Genomic DNA, 17,536 nt, shown 5'->3' on the forward strand with positions numbered 1-17,536 from the left:
GCGCTATTTTCCGAATGTTAAAATTGAATCAAATGAAATGGGGGGAAAGGGAATGACACAAGTAAAAGACGTTCTTCTTGAGCAACTGGCAGCTACATATGATACATCGGGCTGGTTCACTTCACTAGAGGATGCCCTAAAAGGAGTCACATACGAACAGGCGGTTTGGACGCCGGGCGATGATTCCAATTCCATCTGGGCGATGGTCCAGCATTTGGCGCATTGGAGCGAGGTTTATTTGGAAAAATATAAACCGGGTTCTGTTGGGGAAATCACTTCGATTGAAAACCAGATGACTTTTGAAATCGAAGAGGAGAAGACGGAAGAGAACTGGGAAAAGTCCGTAGAGAGGCTCAAGAAAGCCTATGCAGGTTGGCGAACGGCACTTGAAGAAAATCCTGAAAAGCTTGACGAAGAGGATTGGGGAAAACGAGCCGCGCACTATATCCTGCATAATGCCTATCACATCGGTCAAATTGTCACGCTCAGAAAGCTGCAGGGCAGCTGGACACCGTCAAATCTTTAGGTGATTTTCAAAAAAACTATCCCACTACAGCCAAAGGAGGATGGCGATGGCAATTGTCAGAAGCTCGATGTTCAACCTATTCAAGGATAAAATTCAAGCACTGCCATCCCCTTTAAGCGAAGAAGACTTACGGAGCCAAGATTTCTTGTTGGATCAGGATGAGCGAAATAGGCTGGAAATCTTTTATGCGCCGTTCGAATACATCAATACCGAGGCGAAAATACTCATTGCCGGCATCACGCCCGGTATGCACCAAATGCAAGTAGCCTTTCAAACAGTATGGGATTTACAAAACGAATCCTTGACGGACGAAGAGATTTTGCGGGAAGTGAAAAAGCGGTCGAGCTTTGAAGGGACTATGCGAAAAAATCTTGTCGCTATGCTCGATGAACTTGGTCTCAACGAGCAGCTCGGGATACGGTCAACAATAGAACTATTCGGTGAGGCGAATGGCCTTGTACAGACATCATCGATCCTTCCGCACGCTGTTTTTTTCGCTGGCAAAAACTATAACGGTTCGCGTCCAGACCCGTTGAAAACGGAATTGCTGCGGACGTATATTGAGACTTATTTTGCAAAAGACCACGCCATGCTTAAAAGTCCGCTCATTATCCCGCTTGGAGTTAATGTTTCGCGGGTAATCGAAGAGCTGGTCAAGGATGGATGGCAGGATGACAGCCATGTACTCAAGACATTTCCGCATCCATCGGGAAGCAACGGCCACCGGCATCGCCAATTTGCTGAAAATAAAGAGAAAATGCGGCAGGACCTGGCCCGGTTTTTCAACTAGGGGGTTCTGCCGCGTAATATTTGTGCGAAAGAAAAATCCGGGCGCTTATGCAAGCCTGAATTTTTTTCTGTATTCTTTCTAGCCGGACAGCCTGACGAGCCGTTCGTTTGTCATATCGGCAAGCAGCTTGTTATTGAGCGCGTTGGCCATTTTTTGTGTCAGATCGAGGACACGTTTCATGCCTTCCTTATAGCCGCGTTTAATGGCAAGTTCATCACAGCGGATTTCGCATTCGACGTTGTGCTGGTCCTTTTCAACAGGATGGTCGATATGGCCAAGCTCGTGCCAGATGATCGCCTCTTTCATTTCAGGGTCGGAACAGAAATTTTTATAATCATACACAACGATAAACCAATCGATGCCTGGGATCATGGATTTGTAAAACATCGTCAGCAGCCGGGTGTCTATTCCCGCAAGCTCCAGATAATGGCCGCTTTTCAAGCCGTAAACCTGCAGGATTGTTTCCTTTCCTTCCAAAATGACCACCTTGCCTGTCAAGCCATAGCGGACGCTGTCAAGTTCTTCACAAAAGCAAATCATGCTGTTTTCCCCCATTTGCATTTTTTCTCTGTTATCATTGTTAAATATATATTCAACTTTTAAACAATCTGTACGAAAAAAAGTATTTGAGCCATTATACAATAGAGGAAACGCTTACAAGAAGAGGTAATTTTTCGAATTTTCTAAATAAATTTCTTGACAAAATAGGAAAGGGAGGACGTCCTCATGATTAACCGCTGGCTCATTACGAACGGTTTAACGATCATTCTCATCCTGTCGGTCAGCTTTTACCGGGGCTATGATTCCAATGCGGTCCTTTTTGGAAAGCTGCTCGGCCAGGGGGCGTTCGTCTTGTTCCTAGTGAATCTGAATATGTATTTCGTTTTCCTATTAATCAGGAAAAGCAGGGTCCGTGATGTAAAGGTACGGCTCGCCGGGATTTCCAAGAGAATGATGAAATATCATATTCCTTTAGCCGTGACCGGGACAGTCTTGATCGCCGGGCACGCCATCCTGATGGGTTACGCCCATTTCGAAAGCCTTTTGCAGGCAAAAACCATCAGCGGGGCAGTGGCAATCGCCTTGCTTGGCACTGTTTTATTCACTGGTTATCGAAGGCACAAAAAGTCGACCGGGAAGCGTAGGAAAAATCATTACACAACAGCTTTCATATTTATTGCTATCGTGTTTGGCCACATATTTTTGTAACAGGGGAGAAAGAAATGACAAATAAAGTGATCGTCTACACAACGAACGACTGTATCGAATGTACAATGGTTAAGCGGGTGCTTGAAGAGGAAGGCATCCAGTTTGAAGCAAGGGACATAAGCACTAATCCAACTTTCAAATCAGAAGTAGAAACGTATGGATTTCTTGGCGTGCCTGTGACCGTTTTTGGCGGCAAGGCAGTGAAGGGATTTACAAATGAATTGAAAGAAATCATTCAGCTGGCAAAACTGCAACTTTAAGTGAGAAATAATTTTGCAGGAAGTGGATGGATAATGTGCAAAAGTCTTCCTTAACAGAAAGCTCTGGTATATGCTTATTCAGGAGATTGCGTCAGGGTCCGGGCGGAATATGTGCCTGGACATTTAAATAAGTACATTTAGCCATGGGAGTATCAACATGTATCAGACATTCACAACGAAAGAAAAAGTTAAACAAATTTTCATTATGCTCATCCCCATCCTGATTACTCAGCTGGGTATGTTTTCAATGGTGTTTTTTAGCACGATTATGTCGGGAAAATACAATCCGTCCGACCTTGCAGGGGTCGCAATTGGCTCATCGATTTGGAACCCCGTCTTCACCGGGTTGAGCGGAATCTTGCTCGCGGTTTCACCGATTGCCGCCCAGCGGTTTGGTGAGAAGAAAAATGACGAGGTCTCATCGATTCTTTCGCATGGGATTTATCTCGCGCTCGCAATTGCGGCATTAGTCGTTGCGGTGGGAGCTTTCGCACTGAATCCGCTCCTGACTGCAATGGATTTGGAGCCGCGTGTTCATAAGACGGCACATGATTACCTTGTCGGGCTAAGCTTCGGGATTGTACCGCTATTTATTTTCAATGTGCTGCGGTCGTTCATTTACGCACTTGGCAAAACGAGAATCGTTATGTTCATCCTTCTCATGGGATTGCCAATCAATTTGTTTTTGAATTATGTTCTTATTTTCGGCAACCTCGGTTTTCCTGAACTCGGCGGTTCGGGCGCCGGCATCGCAACTTCGGTGACCTATTGGGTCATCGCAGCGATTACAGCCTTTTTTATCAAAACAAAAGACCCATTCTCCGTCTATGTTTCACTTGCCAACTTCAGAGAGTTTTCCTGGGAGCGATTCTCGGAAATTCTGAAAATCGGAGTCCCGATGGGGCTGTCGATCTTTTTTGAAACAAGCATGTTTGCGATAGTGACAATCCTGATTTCCCGGTTCAGCGTTACGACAATCGCCGCCTATCAGTCCGCGCTGAACATCGTTTCGTTCCTGTATATGATCCCGATTTCGATTTCATTGGCCCAGACTGTGCTCGTTGGCTTTGAAGTCGGCGCAAAAAGGTACCGGGATGCGAAAACATACAGCTGGCTTGGGATCTACCTCGCTGTAATCATTGCGGTAGGGACGGGAATACTTGTCGTGTTATTCAGGGAACAGGTCGCTGGCCTCTATTCGAATGACAGCGCCGTTATCGCGCTGACAGCGTCATTCTTGATTTACGCACTGTTTTTCCAGATTGCCGATGCCATCCAGGTGACAGCCCAGGCGGCGCTTCGCGGGTATAAAGATGTGAATCCAGCATTCATCACGACGCTGATTGCTTACTGGCTCATCTGCCTGCCAATCGGGTATCTCCTTGCCCATAACACCGGCCTCGGCGCGCCTGGCTATTGGATCGGCTTGACGATCGGGCTCCTCGCCGCAGGCGTCGCTTTATCCGCAAGGCTGATCTTTATCCAGAAAAAGAACTTTCCAAGCGACCGCCAAGTAACAGCGCAAAATCATTGAGTATCTTAAAACGCTTTTAAAAACCTCTAATCCGCAAAAACGGGTTGGAGGTTTTTTTGATAAAGGAGTCTAGATAGGTTGAACTTAATCATTGCACTATTTAATTTGGGGAACTGGTTGATTGGAGCTCAGGCATGTAGACTCCTCGAAAACGCTGCCGCGTTTCCTTCGTGCAAAGCCCATTCGAAGAAGCTGTTTGTCCTGCGGGATTGAGCAGCAAGTGGAGACCCCACAGGAGCAGCGCGACGAGGAGGCTCCACTGATGCCCCGCGGAAAGCGAAATGCCCGGAGCGGAAATCAACCACAACGTTCTAGTGTGATACCAATTTTTATTTCAACCTATATAATTATTTCCTCTGAAAAATATTTTTTCCAAACCCTCTTCCCTTTTGCAAAAGCTTGCTATATAATCAACTGTATTAAGAGTAGTAATACACCTAATACACCTAGTACACCTAGTACACTTAGTACAGATAGGGGGTCATCATGTTCGATCTTGACCTTAGGAGCCGGAAACCGATTTATGAACAGCTTGTCGATAAGCTGAAGGAATTGATTATTAATGAAATTCTTCAGCCTGATGAACAGCTGCCATCGGTCCGGACGCTTGCCCAGGAATTGACGATCAATCCGAATACAATCCAGAAGGCCTACCGCGAATTAGAGGTACAGGGATTCATTTATTCGCTGAAAGGCAAGGGCAGTTTCGTTAATCCGATTGCTAAAGGGACAGAGAAAGAGAAGATATCGCAAGTAATGCAGGATTTGGAGAAGCTTGTTTTAGAGGCCTTGTATCTAGGGGTTTCCGTTGAAGAATTAAAGGCCCTAATTATAGAAACAGATGCCAAAAAGGGGGCAGACTGAAATGATTCACATGAAAAACATCGAAAAAACATTCAATAGCCAGCCTGCGCTAAGGAATGTTGATTTAAATATCTCACACGGCTCCATTTACGGGCTGATCGGATCGAATGGCGCCGGCAAAACGACTGTCATTAAGCTGATGGCCGGCATTTATAAACCGGACAACGGCGAGGCAACGTATGACGGCAAAGAAATTTATGGGAACACAACACTCAAGGACAGGATTTTTTACATACCGGACCAGCCATTTTTTTTACCCCAATACACGACGAAGCAAATGGCGAGGTTTTATCGAAGCATCTACAGCCGCTGGAACGAGGAGCGCTTTCAAAAGCTGGAAGAAGTTTTCGAAATAAACATCAATAAGAAAATCCATACTTTTTCAAAAGGGGTCCAACGCCAGGTTGCGTTTTGGCTCGGGCTGTCGACGATGCCCGAATTGCTGATCCTTGACGAACCGATGGACGGACTCGATCCGGTAGTCCGAAAGAAAGTGAAGAATCTGCTTGTCCAAGATGTCGCGGAGCGGGAAATGACCATCGTTGTATCTTCCCATAACTTAAGGGAAATCGAGGATTTCTGTGATCATATCGGCATTCTCCATCAAGGGCAGCTATTGCTTGAAAAAGACATCGATGACTTGAAATCGGATGTTCATAAGATTCAGCTTGCCTATAAGGACGGGATGCCTGAAGAGCTGATCGGGAAAATGAATGTGCTTCACACGGAAAAGAGGGGAAGCATTCTTTTGCTGATTGTAAGGGGAAATGAAGAAGAAATCGTCCGGAAGATCCGCAAAACGAATCCCGTCATCTTCGACTGGCTTTCACTAACATTAGAAGAAATATTCATCTACGAAATGGGGGATATTGGCTATGCAATCAAAAATGTCATTGTTTAATAGAGATTTATTCCTCCAAATCGCGAGAAACGTTGGCTGGATTTCGATTGTCTATTTCCTTGGCCTGCTGTTTGCATTGCCAATCCGGATGATGCTGATGTACAGCGAAACAATCTATGATGATAACTGGCATCCTCCGGCCAATCTGTTTCAGTATGATTACGCCATCCAGTTTATTCTGCTGATTGCTGCGCCAGTCCTGTTATCGGTCTTTTTATTCCGATTCCTGCAGGTTCGGCAATGGTCGGATATGATGCATAGCCTTCCTGTATCACGCGATAAAATCTTTCATTTTTATTCGGTTGCGGGAATGGTTTTCCTGTTGCTGCCGATACTGGCGATTTCGATCATTTTGATGATTTTGCAGGTGGTTTACGGTTGGGACTATTATTACGGCTTTGAGGATATTTTTCAATGGGCAGCAGTTACGGCGGTTTTTAATCTCGTTATGTATTTTGCAGGCGTATTTGTGGCCATGGTTACCGGCATATCAGTCGTTCAGGCCGTACTTACATATATCCTCCTATTGTTCCCGGCAGGAATCTCCCTGCTGCTAACCTATAACCTTGGGATGCTTCTCTATGGGTTCCCAAGTGATTATTTCCAAGTTGGAAGGATAGAGTTAATATCACCAATTACCCATTTAACGATTTTAGAAGGAACAGACGGGAGGATTGGCTGGCAGTCGCTTTTGCTCTATATGGTGATTACTGTCGTCCTGTATATTCTCGCCCTATTGATATATAAACGGAGAAATGCAGAAGCCGCCTCTGAACCGCTTGCATTCGGTTCTTTAAAAGCGATTTTTAAGTTCGGCGTCACCGTCTGTATGATGATGCTCGGCGGCTTGTACTTCGGAGAGTACCAGCGGACTTTTAACTGGCTGCTGTTCGGCTACGCGTTCGGTACGGTCTTTGGTTATTTTGTCGCAGAAATGGTCCTTCAGAAAACCTGGAGGGTATTCGGCCTTGCGAATTTCCGTGGATTCGCAGTGTACAGCGGGATCATTGTTGCTTTGCTCATCGGGATCCAGTCTTTCGGCGGATACGAAAAGTACGTGCCGGCACAGGAGAAGATTAAGAAAGTAACACTGTCCAATCAAATCATTTCCCGTAATGAAGAAGACACGATTTATATGCCAAGCCCGTTGAAGAGCATTGAATCAATCGATTCGGTCAGAAAGCTTCATTCGGAAATTATCGCCAATGAAAAAATGAACAAACACGACCTCCGCAACACGGGATATTTCTATTTTATTTATGAATTGAAGAGTGGCAAGAAGGTCATCCGGGAGTATCGGATCAATGAGCGCGAATATGAGAAATGGCTTCGCCCCCTTCAGATGAGTACAGAATACATCCGGGCCACAAACCCTCTTTTCAAAATAAAAGAAGAATCAATACGCAAGATCAATATCAGGGACGAAGCAGGCCTTGAAAAGATTGTTTCCATTTCAGATGTAGAAGAAATTCATGAAGCTGTGTCGATTTTGAAAAAAGAGCTTGAGAATGAAACATATGAAGAGTGGAGAGCTCCGGTTGGAACATATACAACGATTGAAATTACGGATAATTCAGACACGGTTCACATGCAGCTAAAAACGTCATATAGAGAATTTCAAGGCTGGTTAAAGGAGAAGGGACTGTATGACGAAGCTGTAATTACACCAAAGGATGTCAAATACATTCTTGTATCCAAAAAACTTGCCGAAACAACTGATTTCCGGGAAAGATCTGATGACCCAATTGGAAGTCTGATCAACGAAATGGAGAATGACCCAGATACATTGAAGATAAAAGACAAAGAAAAAATTCAAGAAGCGCTGGACCAGGCAGGCTACAGTTGGTATGAAAAAAAGGATTACCTTGCTATTTTCGTCTATAACCGCAGAGATATGAAGGAAATACGGTCATTCAATGAAAAAGATGCACCTGCATTTATAAAGAGCCATTTTGCAAAATGAGAGGGGGATGGAGATGGCCGAACTGGATTTTAACGAATTGTACTCAAAATATTCAGCAAGAATGCTGCAAGTCGCCTACAGTGTAACGAAAGACAGCTATCTGGCTGAAGACGTTGTCCAGGAAAGTTTTTTGAAGGCATATAAAAAGCTCGGCACGATTGAAGATATGGATAAAGTCGGCGCCTGGCTTTCCTCGGTGACGAGGCGGACCGCGATTGATTTCGTAAGGGCGGAACAGCGAAAGCGCTGGGTACCGGCCGACCAAACAGTAATGGAGCAGCGAATCACCGAAAAGGGAGTATCAGAATCGACCGACAAAAAGTTCGAATTCATCCTCCTCCAGGAAGAAGTGCGTGCGGCGATGTTCGGGATGACCGAAGACTACCGGAAAGTGATGGTCATGAGGGTAGACTACGGAATGAAAGAACTTGAGATTGCCACCTCACTGAATCTCAAATCGGCCACTGTCAGAACCAGGCTTTACCGGGCAAGGAAACAGCTCAGGAAAGCGATGTTGGAGAAAAATATCGCTTAAGCAAGAGACTGTGTTTTTGATAGGCCTCCGGTTTGCGCTAAGAAGCAACCCGGGAGGCAAATTTTTTCCGCATCCCTCCAGAGCAAGGATGCGGAAGCACATATTTTATAAAAACGGATTAGGAGAAACCTGATGATTACAATTAAAAATTTATCCCATCAATTTGAAATTGGGAAAAAGGGGAACAAAACGATTATCCCTGTCCTGAAGGATGTTTCGCTCGAAGTCGGCAAAGGGGAAATCGTCACCGTTGTTGGCCGGAGCGGATCAGGGAAATCGACATTACTTAATTTGGTGAGCGGCTTCATCCGCCCAACTGAGGGTGAAATAATTATAGATGGGACGAAAGTGACCGGCCTAAGTGAATCAAAGTTCGCTGACTTCAGGATTAAGCATCTCGGCTTCATTTTCCAAAGCTTTCAATTGATCCAAAGCATGACCGCATATGAAAATGTTGAACTTCCGCTAGTTTTGCAGGGGATGGGGGAAGCGGAACGGAAAAGGACAACCGAGGAGATGCTTTCAAAAGTCGGCCTGCTCGAGTATAAGGACCATTATCCAGGCGAACTGTCAGGCGGCCAGCAGCAGCGTGTCAGTATTTCAAGGGCGCTTGTCGTCAACCCGCCGATCATCCTCGCCGATGAACCGACCGGGAGCCTTGATAGTGAAACGGAAGAGGAACTGCTTGATTTTATCGTCCAATTGAACAGGGAACTGGGCATTACCTTCTTGATCATCACTCACGATGACCAGGTAGCCAGAATCGGGCACCGAACAATTGAACTGCGTGATGGCAGGGTATTAGAGGAGGTTTTCGCATGAAATTGAAGGACCAGTTCCGGTTCGTCCGGCAAAATATGAAGAAAAGTAAAACGAGAGTATTTATGACAATCCTGGCAGCGGCAATGGGTAGTGCATTTCTGATCGTGTTGGCATCAGTCGGCTTCGGCTTGCACTCATCGATCGTCAAGGAAATTACCAGTCGCCAGATTGTCACTGAAATTCAGGTCCATGGAAAGCAAAATGATGAGAACGGTTTCCAGCCTGTGTCTGATGATGATATCGCCAAGTTCGAAAAGATGGAAAATGTCAAATCAGTCGTAAGAAGAATCAATCTCCAACAGGATGGGATTTACACAATCGGCAATTATGAAGCGTACAGCCAGACAATTGTCTCCCATATGCCGTCCGAGTTGAAGGCAGGCTTTGAACTTGCGGAGGGCAAGGTGGCTGAAAATGACAATGAAGTTATTCTCGGCTATGATTTTGTCGAAGGCTTGATTCCAAAAGGCTCCGATGGGGAGCAAATCTATGACAATAAAGGGAAATTGAAGGATGAGTATCGCTTCAAGGAATCCCTGGTTGGCAAAACCTTAACAATGACCGTCAATAAGATGGTCGATGGGAAAGAGGTCCCGAAAACCTTCGAGGTCACTGTTGCCGGCATTCGCAAGCAGCCGACAAAGGAGTGGGTTTTTGACCGGATGGTGTTTATTTCAGAGGGGCTATTGAAGCAAATTGAGGAATTCACCGGAACGCCAAGGGGTGCGGTGATGGAGCCGAACAATACTGAGGATGGCTTTGTCATGCCAGAATATGATGAAGTCAAGGTATATGCGACCAATCTTGAAGCGGTTAAAGGAATTACCGAAACGTTGGAAAAAGATGATTATATGACTTATTCTGTTTTGAAAGAGCTGAAGGAAGTCAATATGATTTTCACGATTGTGAAAGCGGGCCTTATTTTCATCGGTACCATCGCCGTCTTGATCGCCTCTATCGGCATTTACAACACGATGACAATGGCGGTGACGGAACGGTCGCAGGATATTGGGATTATGAAAGCAATCGGCGCCAGCCCGAAAACGATCAAGGGAATCTTCCTATTGGAAAGCTCCTACATCGGCATCATTGGCGCGCTGATTGGAACAGCGGTCGCTTATCTGATCAGCTTCGCCGTCAACCTGGGCATCCCGCTCATCATTCAGCAGGTATTTGGCGAACAAGCACCAGAAGGGTTGAAATTCAGCAGCATCCCATGGACATTGCCGGTCATCAGCTTTTTGATCTGCTACATCGTTACAATTTTGTCCGGTCTGCGCCCGGCACAACGTGCAACCAGAGTGGATGTGCTTAGCGCGTTGAGGAGAGAAGTTTAATAGTTTTAAATGAGAGGCACCCGGCTTAGATGAGTTGGGTGCTTGTTTTTGTTTGTTGTGTACTTTTGTAGAGAGGGGTTTGCTGAGGTGGCTTTTTTTAACTAGTCTTCCTTGTGTACTTGCCTAGTGAAGGAACTATTTTTTTGGAGCGATAACTAGTAGGGGCCTGACCCCGACTATATAAATAAAAAAATATAGCCAATATTCACTAGTAAATTTTGCAAAAGAAGTGCGGGTAACTAGTGAAGTAACTATATTTTGGAGTGAAAACTAGTAGGGGCCAGACCCCGACTATATAAATACAAAAACATAGGCAATTTTCACTAGTCAATTTTACGAAAAAGAGGTGCGGGTAACTAGTGAAGTAACTATATTTTTTGAGCAAAAACTAGTAGGGGGTCAGGGCCCTACTAAATAAATAATTTACACTAGTTAATTTTGCCAAAAAGAGGTGCGGGTAACTAGTGAAGTAACTACTTTTTGCGAGCAAAAACTAGTAAGCGTCAGACGCCGACTATATAAATACAAAAACATAGCCAATTATCACTAGTTATTTTTGCAAAAAAGAGGTGAGGGTAACTAGTAAAGTAACTATATTTTATGAGCGAAAACTAGTAGGGGTCAGGCCCCTACTATATAAATAGAAAAACGTAGCCAATTTTCACTAGTTAATTTTGCGAAAAAGAGGTTCGGGTAACTAGTGAAGTAACTACTTTTTGTGAGCAAAATCTAGTAGGGGTCAGGCCCCTACTATATAAATACAAAAATGTAGCCAATTTTCACTAGTCAATTTTGCAAAAAAAACCCCAGCCAATCAGGCGGGGGGCACATATCAAAGTTTACTAACTAAAACCCTAGCAATACAGCTCCGCAAAGTACTGCGGATTCAGCTTTTCACCGGTCACACGACGAATTTTCTCATTCCAGGAATACAGGGCGCCTGGCTTAAAGAAGGACTCGACGAGCAGTTTTCCGGTTTCTTCGGTGAAGATTTCCGGTGATACGTTGCGCTCGATGTATCGCTGCAGCTGGGCAGCGACTAGTTCTCCAAGCGCATAATTCTGATAGTAAACCGGTGCGAGGGTGAAATGAATTTTTGCAGCCCAATCCGGGTTGCTGCGATCTTCTGGCGGGGTGACGAGCTGAATTTCCTCGACTGTTTTCCACCACAATGCGTTCAAATCTTGGTCAGGGTTTTCATACAGCTCCTTTTCAAAAAAGACAAACGTGATGATCCAGCGGGCGGCAATCAGCATATGGAGCTGCTGGTAGCTTGCCAGTTCTGGAGTCAGCTCGGTCACAGTTTCCTCGTCAAGCTGCAGGAAACGCTTTAGCCAGCGCGGGTCTTTGCCCATTTTCCCGAAAAGCATCGCGATGGCTTCGGTTGTGAGGATGTGGCTGTACGAATGCAGGCTGAACGGCAGGGACGGGTCGACATATTTGAAGTAAGCGGCATGGCCGAATTCATGCAGGTTCGTCTCCATCCAATAAGCACTTTCGGTCAGGTTGCACAGCACGCGGACATCGCCGGCGCGGTCCATATCCGTGCAGAATGCGGTCGGATTTTTCTTTTCGCGAGGATAAAGGTCGCTCTTTTCATAGAGGTCAGTCACATCGATGCCCATCGCGTTGAACGTATCGGTAGTCAGCTGCAAAAGGTCTTTGCCCTTGTAGAAACGGTCAAGATTCGTCGCATCGGAAGGCGGCGCCTCCTGGAAAAATGGGTCGACATAATGCCACGGCCTGATTTCGGACACGTCAATGCCGAACTTCGCGGCGAGGCGCTCATCCAGTTCCGCTTTCATTTTCCGGTATGTTGCATCAGATTGCTCCACCAGTTTCCTGAAAATCGAGAAAACCTCATCACGGTCGAGTTCCTGAAGATCGAATGCCATTTCGTGGTAATTTTCGTAGCCGAGCAGCCTGGCCGCTTCGTTCCGCTTCTCAACGAGCACTAGCAGATCCTTTTCGACGACCTTGCCAACTTCTTTGCTCGCAAACCAAACCTTTTTCCGCAGCTCCAAATCGGTGCTGTTCGTCAGCACTTCGCGGATGTCATTGGCCGAATAGGCTTTCCCATCTACTTCAGGTGAGTAAGTATTAAAGCGCAAATTCAGTTCCGATGACCGTTTTGAAAGGTCGGCGAGGATTTCCTCAGGCAGCTGTTTGCTTTTCATATTAATGACGAATCCTTCGAGCTGGCGCTTTTCCAACTCACTTAAGTCTTCTGCCTTAAGGAATTGCTGGGCTTTCGCGTATGTATCCTTATTGGCAAAAAACAAGCTTAGCTCTGTACTCACCTTGGCGAGCTTTTCAGCCCATTCGGCCTCTCCGGTTGTCTGCGCCTTCCAGCTGGCTTCGGTCACCTTTAAGGTGTGCAGCCTCAATTCTTCATTCAATTTTTGCAAAAACGATTCTACGGTTTCCATTGTCATCGCTGCCTTTCTTTTCTAAAATAATCATAATACCTTAAATTGTAGTACAATTACCAGGAGACTGCCATGAAAATTTTGCCAAAAGGAGAATGTTTATGGAAATTAGAAAACTTTTGCCCGAAGATGCTGAGGAATACCGAGTCTTACGGCTTAAGGCACTTAAAGACCATCCAGAAGCCTTCGCCGCAAGCTATGAAGAGACACTGAACCACCCGCTTGAGCTTTTCAAGCAACGGTTCAGTGATGAAAATGCACAGACATATGGGGCGTTTATTGGTGGTAAATTGGCTGGCACTGTTACGCTCGTGAGGGAAGGGAAGCCGAAGCTCAGGCACCGGGCAAATATTTTCGCGATGTATGTCTTACCTGAATACCGGCAGGCAGGAACCGGAAAACAACTTGTATCAGAGGCCATTAAAAAAGCGAAAAAACTGGGGAACATCACCCATCTATACTTATCGGTTACGTCGAGCAACCTTCCGGCTAAAAAGCTCTACGAATCGCTCGGGTTCAAAACATACGGCATCGACAGCCATGCCCTTCAAGTTGATGGCGTTATGTACAGCGAAGATTTGATGAGCCTGGCCATATAATAGAAAGCAAAATTCCGCATACGCGCATACCTTACAGTAAAAAGAATAAGGCTGTGGTGAGGGAAATGAAGAAAAAGCGTGGTCAGGATATCACGCTCCCGATGGATGCCGGGAAACATGACGATTCGAATGTGGAATGGTGGTATTGCTTTGCGTTTTTGAATGGTGACCGAGGCGGCCGTTACGCGTTGATGACCTGCTTCTTCCGCATCGGTGAAACGAGCTTCCTGAAGGGTCACTATCTTATTCATTCCCTAATAGACTTGAACAGAAAAGTCAATCACAACTATTCCGCAATCGATCCGTCCCTGACCATGCAGATGGCCGGCTTTTACCTTCCGCTCTATTTGCTGTTGAACCCGGCGGACAGCCATATTTGGAAACAGGAGAAAATGCTCCTGAAAGGGAAACTGCCGGCTCTGCATCAGAAGCTAAGCGGGGTGAAAGTGACGGAAGGCCCAACAGAGTTGATATATGGCAAAAACAAAATGACATTCAGCGGCGAATTGGAAGATTCCTTTGAAGTGACGCTGAGCCATCCCCATTATGAGGCGGAACTTGGATTTACTCCAGAGAAGCCGGTCGCCCTAATCGGCGGACAGGGAAAGCCGGGTGAACTCTACTATTACTCGCACACACGAAACCGGGTTTACGGCGAAATTCGGACGGAAAAAGGATTGGAGAGCGTTATTGGATATGGGTGGTTCGACCACCAATGGGGACGTGGCTACAGTCTTGCCAAAGGCAGGGGCTGGAACTGGTTCGGATTGCAGCTAAGTGATGGCCGGGAGCTGTTAATAAATGAAATGACTGCCGGCAAGAATAAGACTCATTCCATGATGGCCAATTTGATTGAAATAGACGGCTCGCTTCAGTTTACAAGGGAAGTTTGTTTTGAAAAGAGGAGTTATTGGCGGAGTTTCGAGACAAATGCGAGTTATCCGGTCACCTGGAACATTACAATTCCTGATTTCGGGATGGAGCTTTCCGTGGAAGCGGAGTTTCCCAAGCAGGAGATGCCAATCATCGGTCCGCTGAGAGGCATTTGGGAAGGAGCTGTTAAGGTGAGCGGCATTGAAATACTGCCAGGGGGCGGCCGGAAGCCGATCAGCGGCAGGGGATTCATGGAACTCGTAGGCTATGCGGGACATAAGCAGGACGTGAATAACAGCCATACTTCCTGAGTGAGTAATTGAAATAACCGCAAACGGGGATATAGAGGTCTTCGCCCCTATATCCTTCAATTGAAGTGTTATTCTACAGAGGATTTGCAAATCTACTGTGACAATTTAGGGTAAATCCCATTTAACTCTGCAGGGTATCAAGGACCCAATCAGTCGTCACAATTGTTGCGAATTCTTTATGGAGCGTAGCGAGCTCAATTTCATGTATTGTCTCCGCAGGGTGTTTCACTTTACGATGGTCGGTAATTTCGAACGCAGCCGTTGCGTCGGAGACGAGGAAATTCACAAAGCCGAGATTGCCCGCCATCCTTGTCGTCGTTGAGACACAATGCTGGGTGGACAAGCCTGTGATGAAGAGTGTCTTGATTTTCTTTTCGTTTAAGTAAACTTCGAGCGGGGTACCGATGAAGGCGCTGTTGACGTTTTTCGTGAAAACCGTCTCATCTTCGTCCGGCTTTAATGAATCTTTTATTTGGATTCCTAATGCATTTTTATGATTCAGCGGCGATTGTGGTTCAACGGACAGGTGCTGGGAATAAATGACCTCCCAGTTCCGCTTGCGCCATTCCGTCAAAAGCTTGAGGATATTTTGCTCTGCATCCGGGTTATTCCTCTTTCCCCAATACGGGTCGTCGAATCCCTTTTGGACATCAAGAATCAGCAACGCGGGTGTCCCTATCAATTTACCCAAGGCGGTTCACTCCTATAAATATGATGTTGTTAGTTTCATCCTCTTACTGGATTCTATTCCAAAATAAGAGGCATGCCCGCTGACATGCCCCTGTTAACCGTTATTGTCTTCCCGCTCCTTTAAAAAGTGATGAAAGGGGCATTTCCCAGCCGTTGACTCATCATCACGGAGGTAATACTGTTTCCACTCGAAATTGTCTTCCTGGCCATATGCATTCAAATCTGGATGGGGCGGGACAGAATCATAGTTTTCAAGCCGCTTGCGGATTTGCGTTTTTAATTTTGCCGCGCGCTCGGGCGATTTATTCAATTCAACTAGCACGGACCTTGGCGTAATCGCGAGCATCAAATAAGGGAAATAACGGCTCTGCCTGTTCCGGTGTGCTGGAGTGGCGCAATAAACGAAATACTGTTCACCATGGAAGCAGAACTCCCACAGGGAATCTTCCGGGTCAAGCGGGATATGGGCTGGCCACTCTATTTTATCAAAATGGCAGACACGTCCGAGCTGTTCCCAAAAAACCTGTTCATAGTCCTCGACTGTCAGCTCGTCAACGCTTTTTTCATAAAACAAAACAAGGGAAGCATAAAGACCAGTTGTTTGATATATAGTCGAAAACTCTTCCAATGCGAGAGCCAGCTCCCTGGATGAGCCGGAGTCTGTTGGGGCAGGCAGGAATCCATACCGGAAATGATTGAACCGGTGGCCGAGTGTCGCCGGTATACACGGAAAAGGCTTTTCCACATCCGTCATTTTACGGTCGAATTTTTCGTAGGCATCCTTTTTCCAAGGCTCAATCTCCGCTTGGAACAGCTCTTCTTTTGTATATAAAACCACGCAAATTCCTCCTCTACTCCTAGGTTATTCAGACAGAAGCGGAGTGTTCAAAATCCGATTTTTGCAGGCAAAATTAATTCATGGATAGGAGCGGAACAATGGAACTTCCCAAGGAATTTATTGCAAAAATAACCGGCGCGTTCGGAGAGGCCGGGACGCAATGGCTAAGTGGACTCGAAGGAAAATTGAATTTTTACGCTGCAAAATGGAACCTTGAACTTGGAGGGCCAGCCGGAAACCTTACATATAATTACGTCGCTAAGGCGGTCGATGACAGCGGTCGGCAAGTAGTATTAAAGCTAGGCGTACCGGGAAAGGAGTTCCAGAATGAAATCACCGCCCTCCAGCTATATTCAGGTGACGGCTGCGCCATGCTGCTGAAAGAGGACGGCGAAAATGGCGCCATGCTTTTGGAACAGCTTGTACCCGGCAAAAACTTATCCGAAATTGAAGATGAAGAGCAAGTGACGAAGCAGTTCACCTCTGTTTGGAAGTCGATCCGAAGGCCAGTTCCTGAAACTTCAGTCCTTCCGTCAATCAAGGATTGGGGGGAAGGATTCGACCGTTATTTGGAAACCTATGCAGAGAAGTCTGGGCCGCTCCCACCATCGCTAGTCATGAGGGCAAAAGAATTTTTGGCGGAACTCAATGAGCCGGCCAAAATGGAACTGCTCCATGGTGACCTTCACCACGAAAATATTCTTTATTCTCAGGAGCGAGGCTGGCTGGCGATTGACCCAAAAGGGGTAGTGGGCAATCCGTACTTCGATTTGATTTCCTTCCTATTCAATCATCTGCATGAGAAGCCAGATTCGCAGCGGCTGCTCAGCAAGCGGGTCAACTGGATTTGTGAAAGCCTTTCATTACAGAAGAACAATCTCCTTAAAGCCGGAATTGTGATGGCAGTATTATCAATTATTTGGTCAATCGAAGATCATTCGGAATGGGAGCCTACATATCGCTGTGTGGAATGGTTTGAGGAACTTTTGCAAGAATCAGGGAAGGATTTCCAAGCTTAAAACCCCCTGCAAATTACTACTAAGGTAGTAGTGGAA

General features: G+C 46.0%; 18 protein-coding genes. 14 read left to right on the top strand and 4 right to left on the bottom strand.

Annotation, left to right across the window (positions count from 1 at the left end):
• Nucleotides 1–52 precede the first annotated feature (52 nt).
• Nucleotides 53–526: a DinB family protein gene (locus tag BN1002_RS09085; protein ID WP_048824690.1), complete on the top strand. Its 474-nt coding sequence runs from the start codon at nucleotides 53–55 to the stop codon at nucleotides 524–526.
• Nucleotides 527–572: 46 nt separating this feature from the next.
• Nucleotides 573–1,316 carry a uracil-DNA glycosylase family protein gene (locus BN1002_RS09090; protein ID WP_048824691.1) on the top strand — a complete coding sequence of 248 codons (744 nt, stop codon included), beginning with the start codon at nucleotides 573–575 and terminating at the stop codon, nucleotides 1,314–1,316.
• Between the two features lie 78 nt (nucleotides 1,317–1,394).
• On the opposite strand, the gene BN1002_RS09095 is transcribed toward BN1002_RS09090, so the two are convergent.
• On the bottom strand, nucleotides 1,395–1,856 hold the full coding sequence (locus BN1002_RS09095; RefSeq protein WP_048824692.1) for a hypothetical protein: 462 nt from the start codon (nucleotides 1,854–1,856) through the stop codon (nucleotides 1,395–1,397).
• A gap of 186 nt (nucleotides 1,857–2,042) precedes the next feature.
• On the opposite strand from BN1002_RS09095, the gene BN1002_RS09100 reads away from it, so the two are divergent.
• From BN1002_RS09100 to BN1002_RS09140, 9 genes are all read left to right on the top strand, one after another.
• Nucleotides 2,043–2,525 carry a hypothetical protein gene (locus tag BN1002_RS09100; RefSeq protein ID WP_048824693.1) on the top strand — a complete coding sequence of 161 codons (483 nt, stop codon included), beginning with the start codon at nucleotides 2,043–2,045 and terminating at the stop codon, nucleotides 2,523–2,525.
• Nucleotides 2,526–2,539: 14 nt separating this feature from the next.
• Nucleotides 2,540–2,785: a glutaredoxin family protein gene (locus tag BN1002_RS09105; protein WP_048824694.1), complete on the top strand. Its 246-nt coding sequence runs from the start codon at nucleotides 2,540–2,542 to the stop codon at nucleotides 2,783–2,785.
• Between the two features lie 157 nt (nucleotides 2,786–2,942).
• The gene (locus BN1002_RS09110; RefSeq protein ID WP_048824695.1) at nucleotides 2,943–4,319 is read left to right on the top strand and encodes an MATE family efflux transporter; all 1,377 of its coding nucleotides are present in this window, start codon (nucleotides 2,943–2,945) and stop codon (nucleotides 4,317–4,319) included.
• Nucleotides 4,320–4,805: 486 nt separating this feature from the next.
• A complete protein-coding gene (locus BN1002_RS09115; RefSeq protein ID WP_048824696.1) occupies nucleotides 4,806–5,183 on the top strand; it encodes a GntR family transcriptional regulator in 378 nt (125 codons plus the stop codon).
• Nucleotide 5,184: 1 nt separating this feature from the next.
• Entirely contained in the window at nucleotides 5,185–6,084 is a 900-nt protein-coding gene (locus BN1002_RS09120; RefSeq protein WP_048824697.1) for an ABC transporter ATP-binding protein, read from the top strand.
• Nucleotides 6,059–8,047, top strand: a complete 1,989-nt coding sequence (locus tag BN1002_RS09125; protein WP_048824698.1) for a DUF6449 domain-containing protein — start codon at nucleotides 6,059–6,061, stop codon at nucleotides 8,045–8,047. Before BN1002_RS09120 ends, BN1002_RS09125 begins: the two co-directional genes overlap by 26 nt.
• A gap of 13 nt (nucleotides 8,048–8,060) precedes the next feature.
• The gene (locus BN1002_RS09130) at nucleotides 8,061–8,582 is read left to right on the top strand and encodes an RNA polymerase sigma factor (RefSeq protein WP_048824699.1); all 522 of its coding nucleotides are present in this window, start codon (nucleotides 8,061–8,063) and stop codon (nucleotides 8,580–8,582) included.
• Nucleotides 8,583–8,714: 132 nt separating this feature from the next.
• Entirely contained in the window at nucleotides 8,715–9,404 is a 690-nt protein-coding gene (locus tag BN1002_RS09135; RefSeq protein ID WP_048824700.1) for an ABC transporter ATP-binding protein, read from the top strand.
• The gene (locus BN1002_RS09140; protein ID WP_048824701.1) at nucleotides 9,401–10,741 is read left to right on the top strand and encodes an ABC transporter permease; all 1,341 of its coding nucleotides are present in this window, start codon (nucleotides 9,401–9,403) and stop codon (nucleotides 10,739–10,741) included. The genes BN1002_RS09135 and BN1002_RS09140 overlap by 4 nt, the downstream gene beginning before the upstream one ends.
• 854 nt (nucleotides 10,742–11,595) lie before the next feature.
• On the opposite strand, the gene BN1002_RS09145 is transcribed toward BN1002_RS09140, so the two are convergent.
• Nucleotides 11,596–13,170 (bottom strand): M2 family metallopeptidase, encoded by a 1,575-nt coding sequence (locus BN1002_RS09145; protein ID WP_231575009.1) that lies wholly within the window; start codon nucleotides 13,168–13,170, stop codon nucleotides 11,596–11,598.
• Nucleotides 13,171–13,271: 101 nt separating this feature from the next.
• On the opposite strand from BN1002_RS09145, the gene BN1002_RS09150 reads away from it, so the two are divergent.
• Nucleotides 13,272–13,769 carry a GNAT family N-acetyltransferase gene (locus tag BN1002_RS09150; RefSeq protein WP_048824703.1) on the top strand — a complete coding sequence of 166 codons (498 nt, stop codon included), beginning with the start codon at nucleotides 13,272–13,274 and terminating at the stop codon, nucleotides 13,767–13,769.
• Nucleotides 13,770–13,834: 65 nt separating this feature from the next.
• Nucleotides 13,835–14,953: a lipocalin family protein gene (locus BN1002_RS09155; protein ID WP_048824705.1), complete on the top strand. Its 1,119-nt coding sequence runs from the start codon at nucleotides 13,835–13,837 to the stop codon at nucleotides 14,951–14,953.
• 121 nt (nucleotides 14,954–15,074) lie between these two features.
• Here the strand turns inward: BN1002_RS09155 and BN1002_RS09160 are convergent, their stop codons facing one another.
• Both BN1002_RS09160 and BN1002_RS09165 read right to left on the bottom strand, forming a co-directional pair.
• Nucleotides 15,075–15,635 (bottom strand): cysteine hydrolase family protein, encoded by a 561-nt coding sequence (locus tag BN1002_RS09160; protein ID WP_148362864.1) that lies wholly within the window; start codon nucleotides 15,633–15,635, stop codon nucleotides 15,075–15,077.
• Between the two features lie 102 nt (nucleotides 15,636–15,737).
• On the bottom strand, nucleotides 15,738–16,481 hold the full coding sequence (locus tag BN1002_RS09165; RefSeq protein ID WP_048824707.1) for a YqcI/YcgG family protein: 744 nt from the start codon (nucleotides 16,479–16,481) through the stop codon (nucleotides 15,738–15,740).
• Nucleotides 16,482–16,579: 98 nt separating this feature from the next.
• Between BN1002_RS09165 and BN1002_RS09170 the strand changes: the two genes are divergently transcribed.
• The gene (locus tag BN1002_RS09170) at nucleotides 16,580–17,500 is read left to right on the top strand and encodes an aminoglycoside phosphotransferase family protein (protein ID WP_048824708.1); all 921 of its coding nucleotides are present in this window, start codon (nucleotides 16,580–16,582) and stop codon (nucleotides 17,498–17,500) included.
• The last annotated feature ends 36 nt before the right edge of the window (nucleotides 17,501–17,536 follow it).

This window comes from Bacillus sp. B-jedd (assembly GCF_000821085.1).
In the GTDB taxonomy this organism is placed as follows: domain Bacteria; phylum Bacillota; class Bacilli; order Bacillales; family Cytobacillaceae; genus Bacillus_D.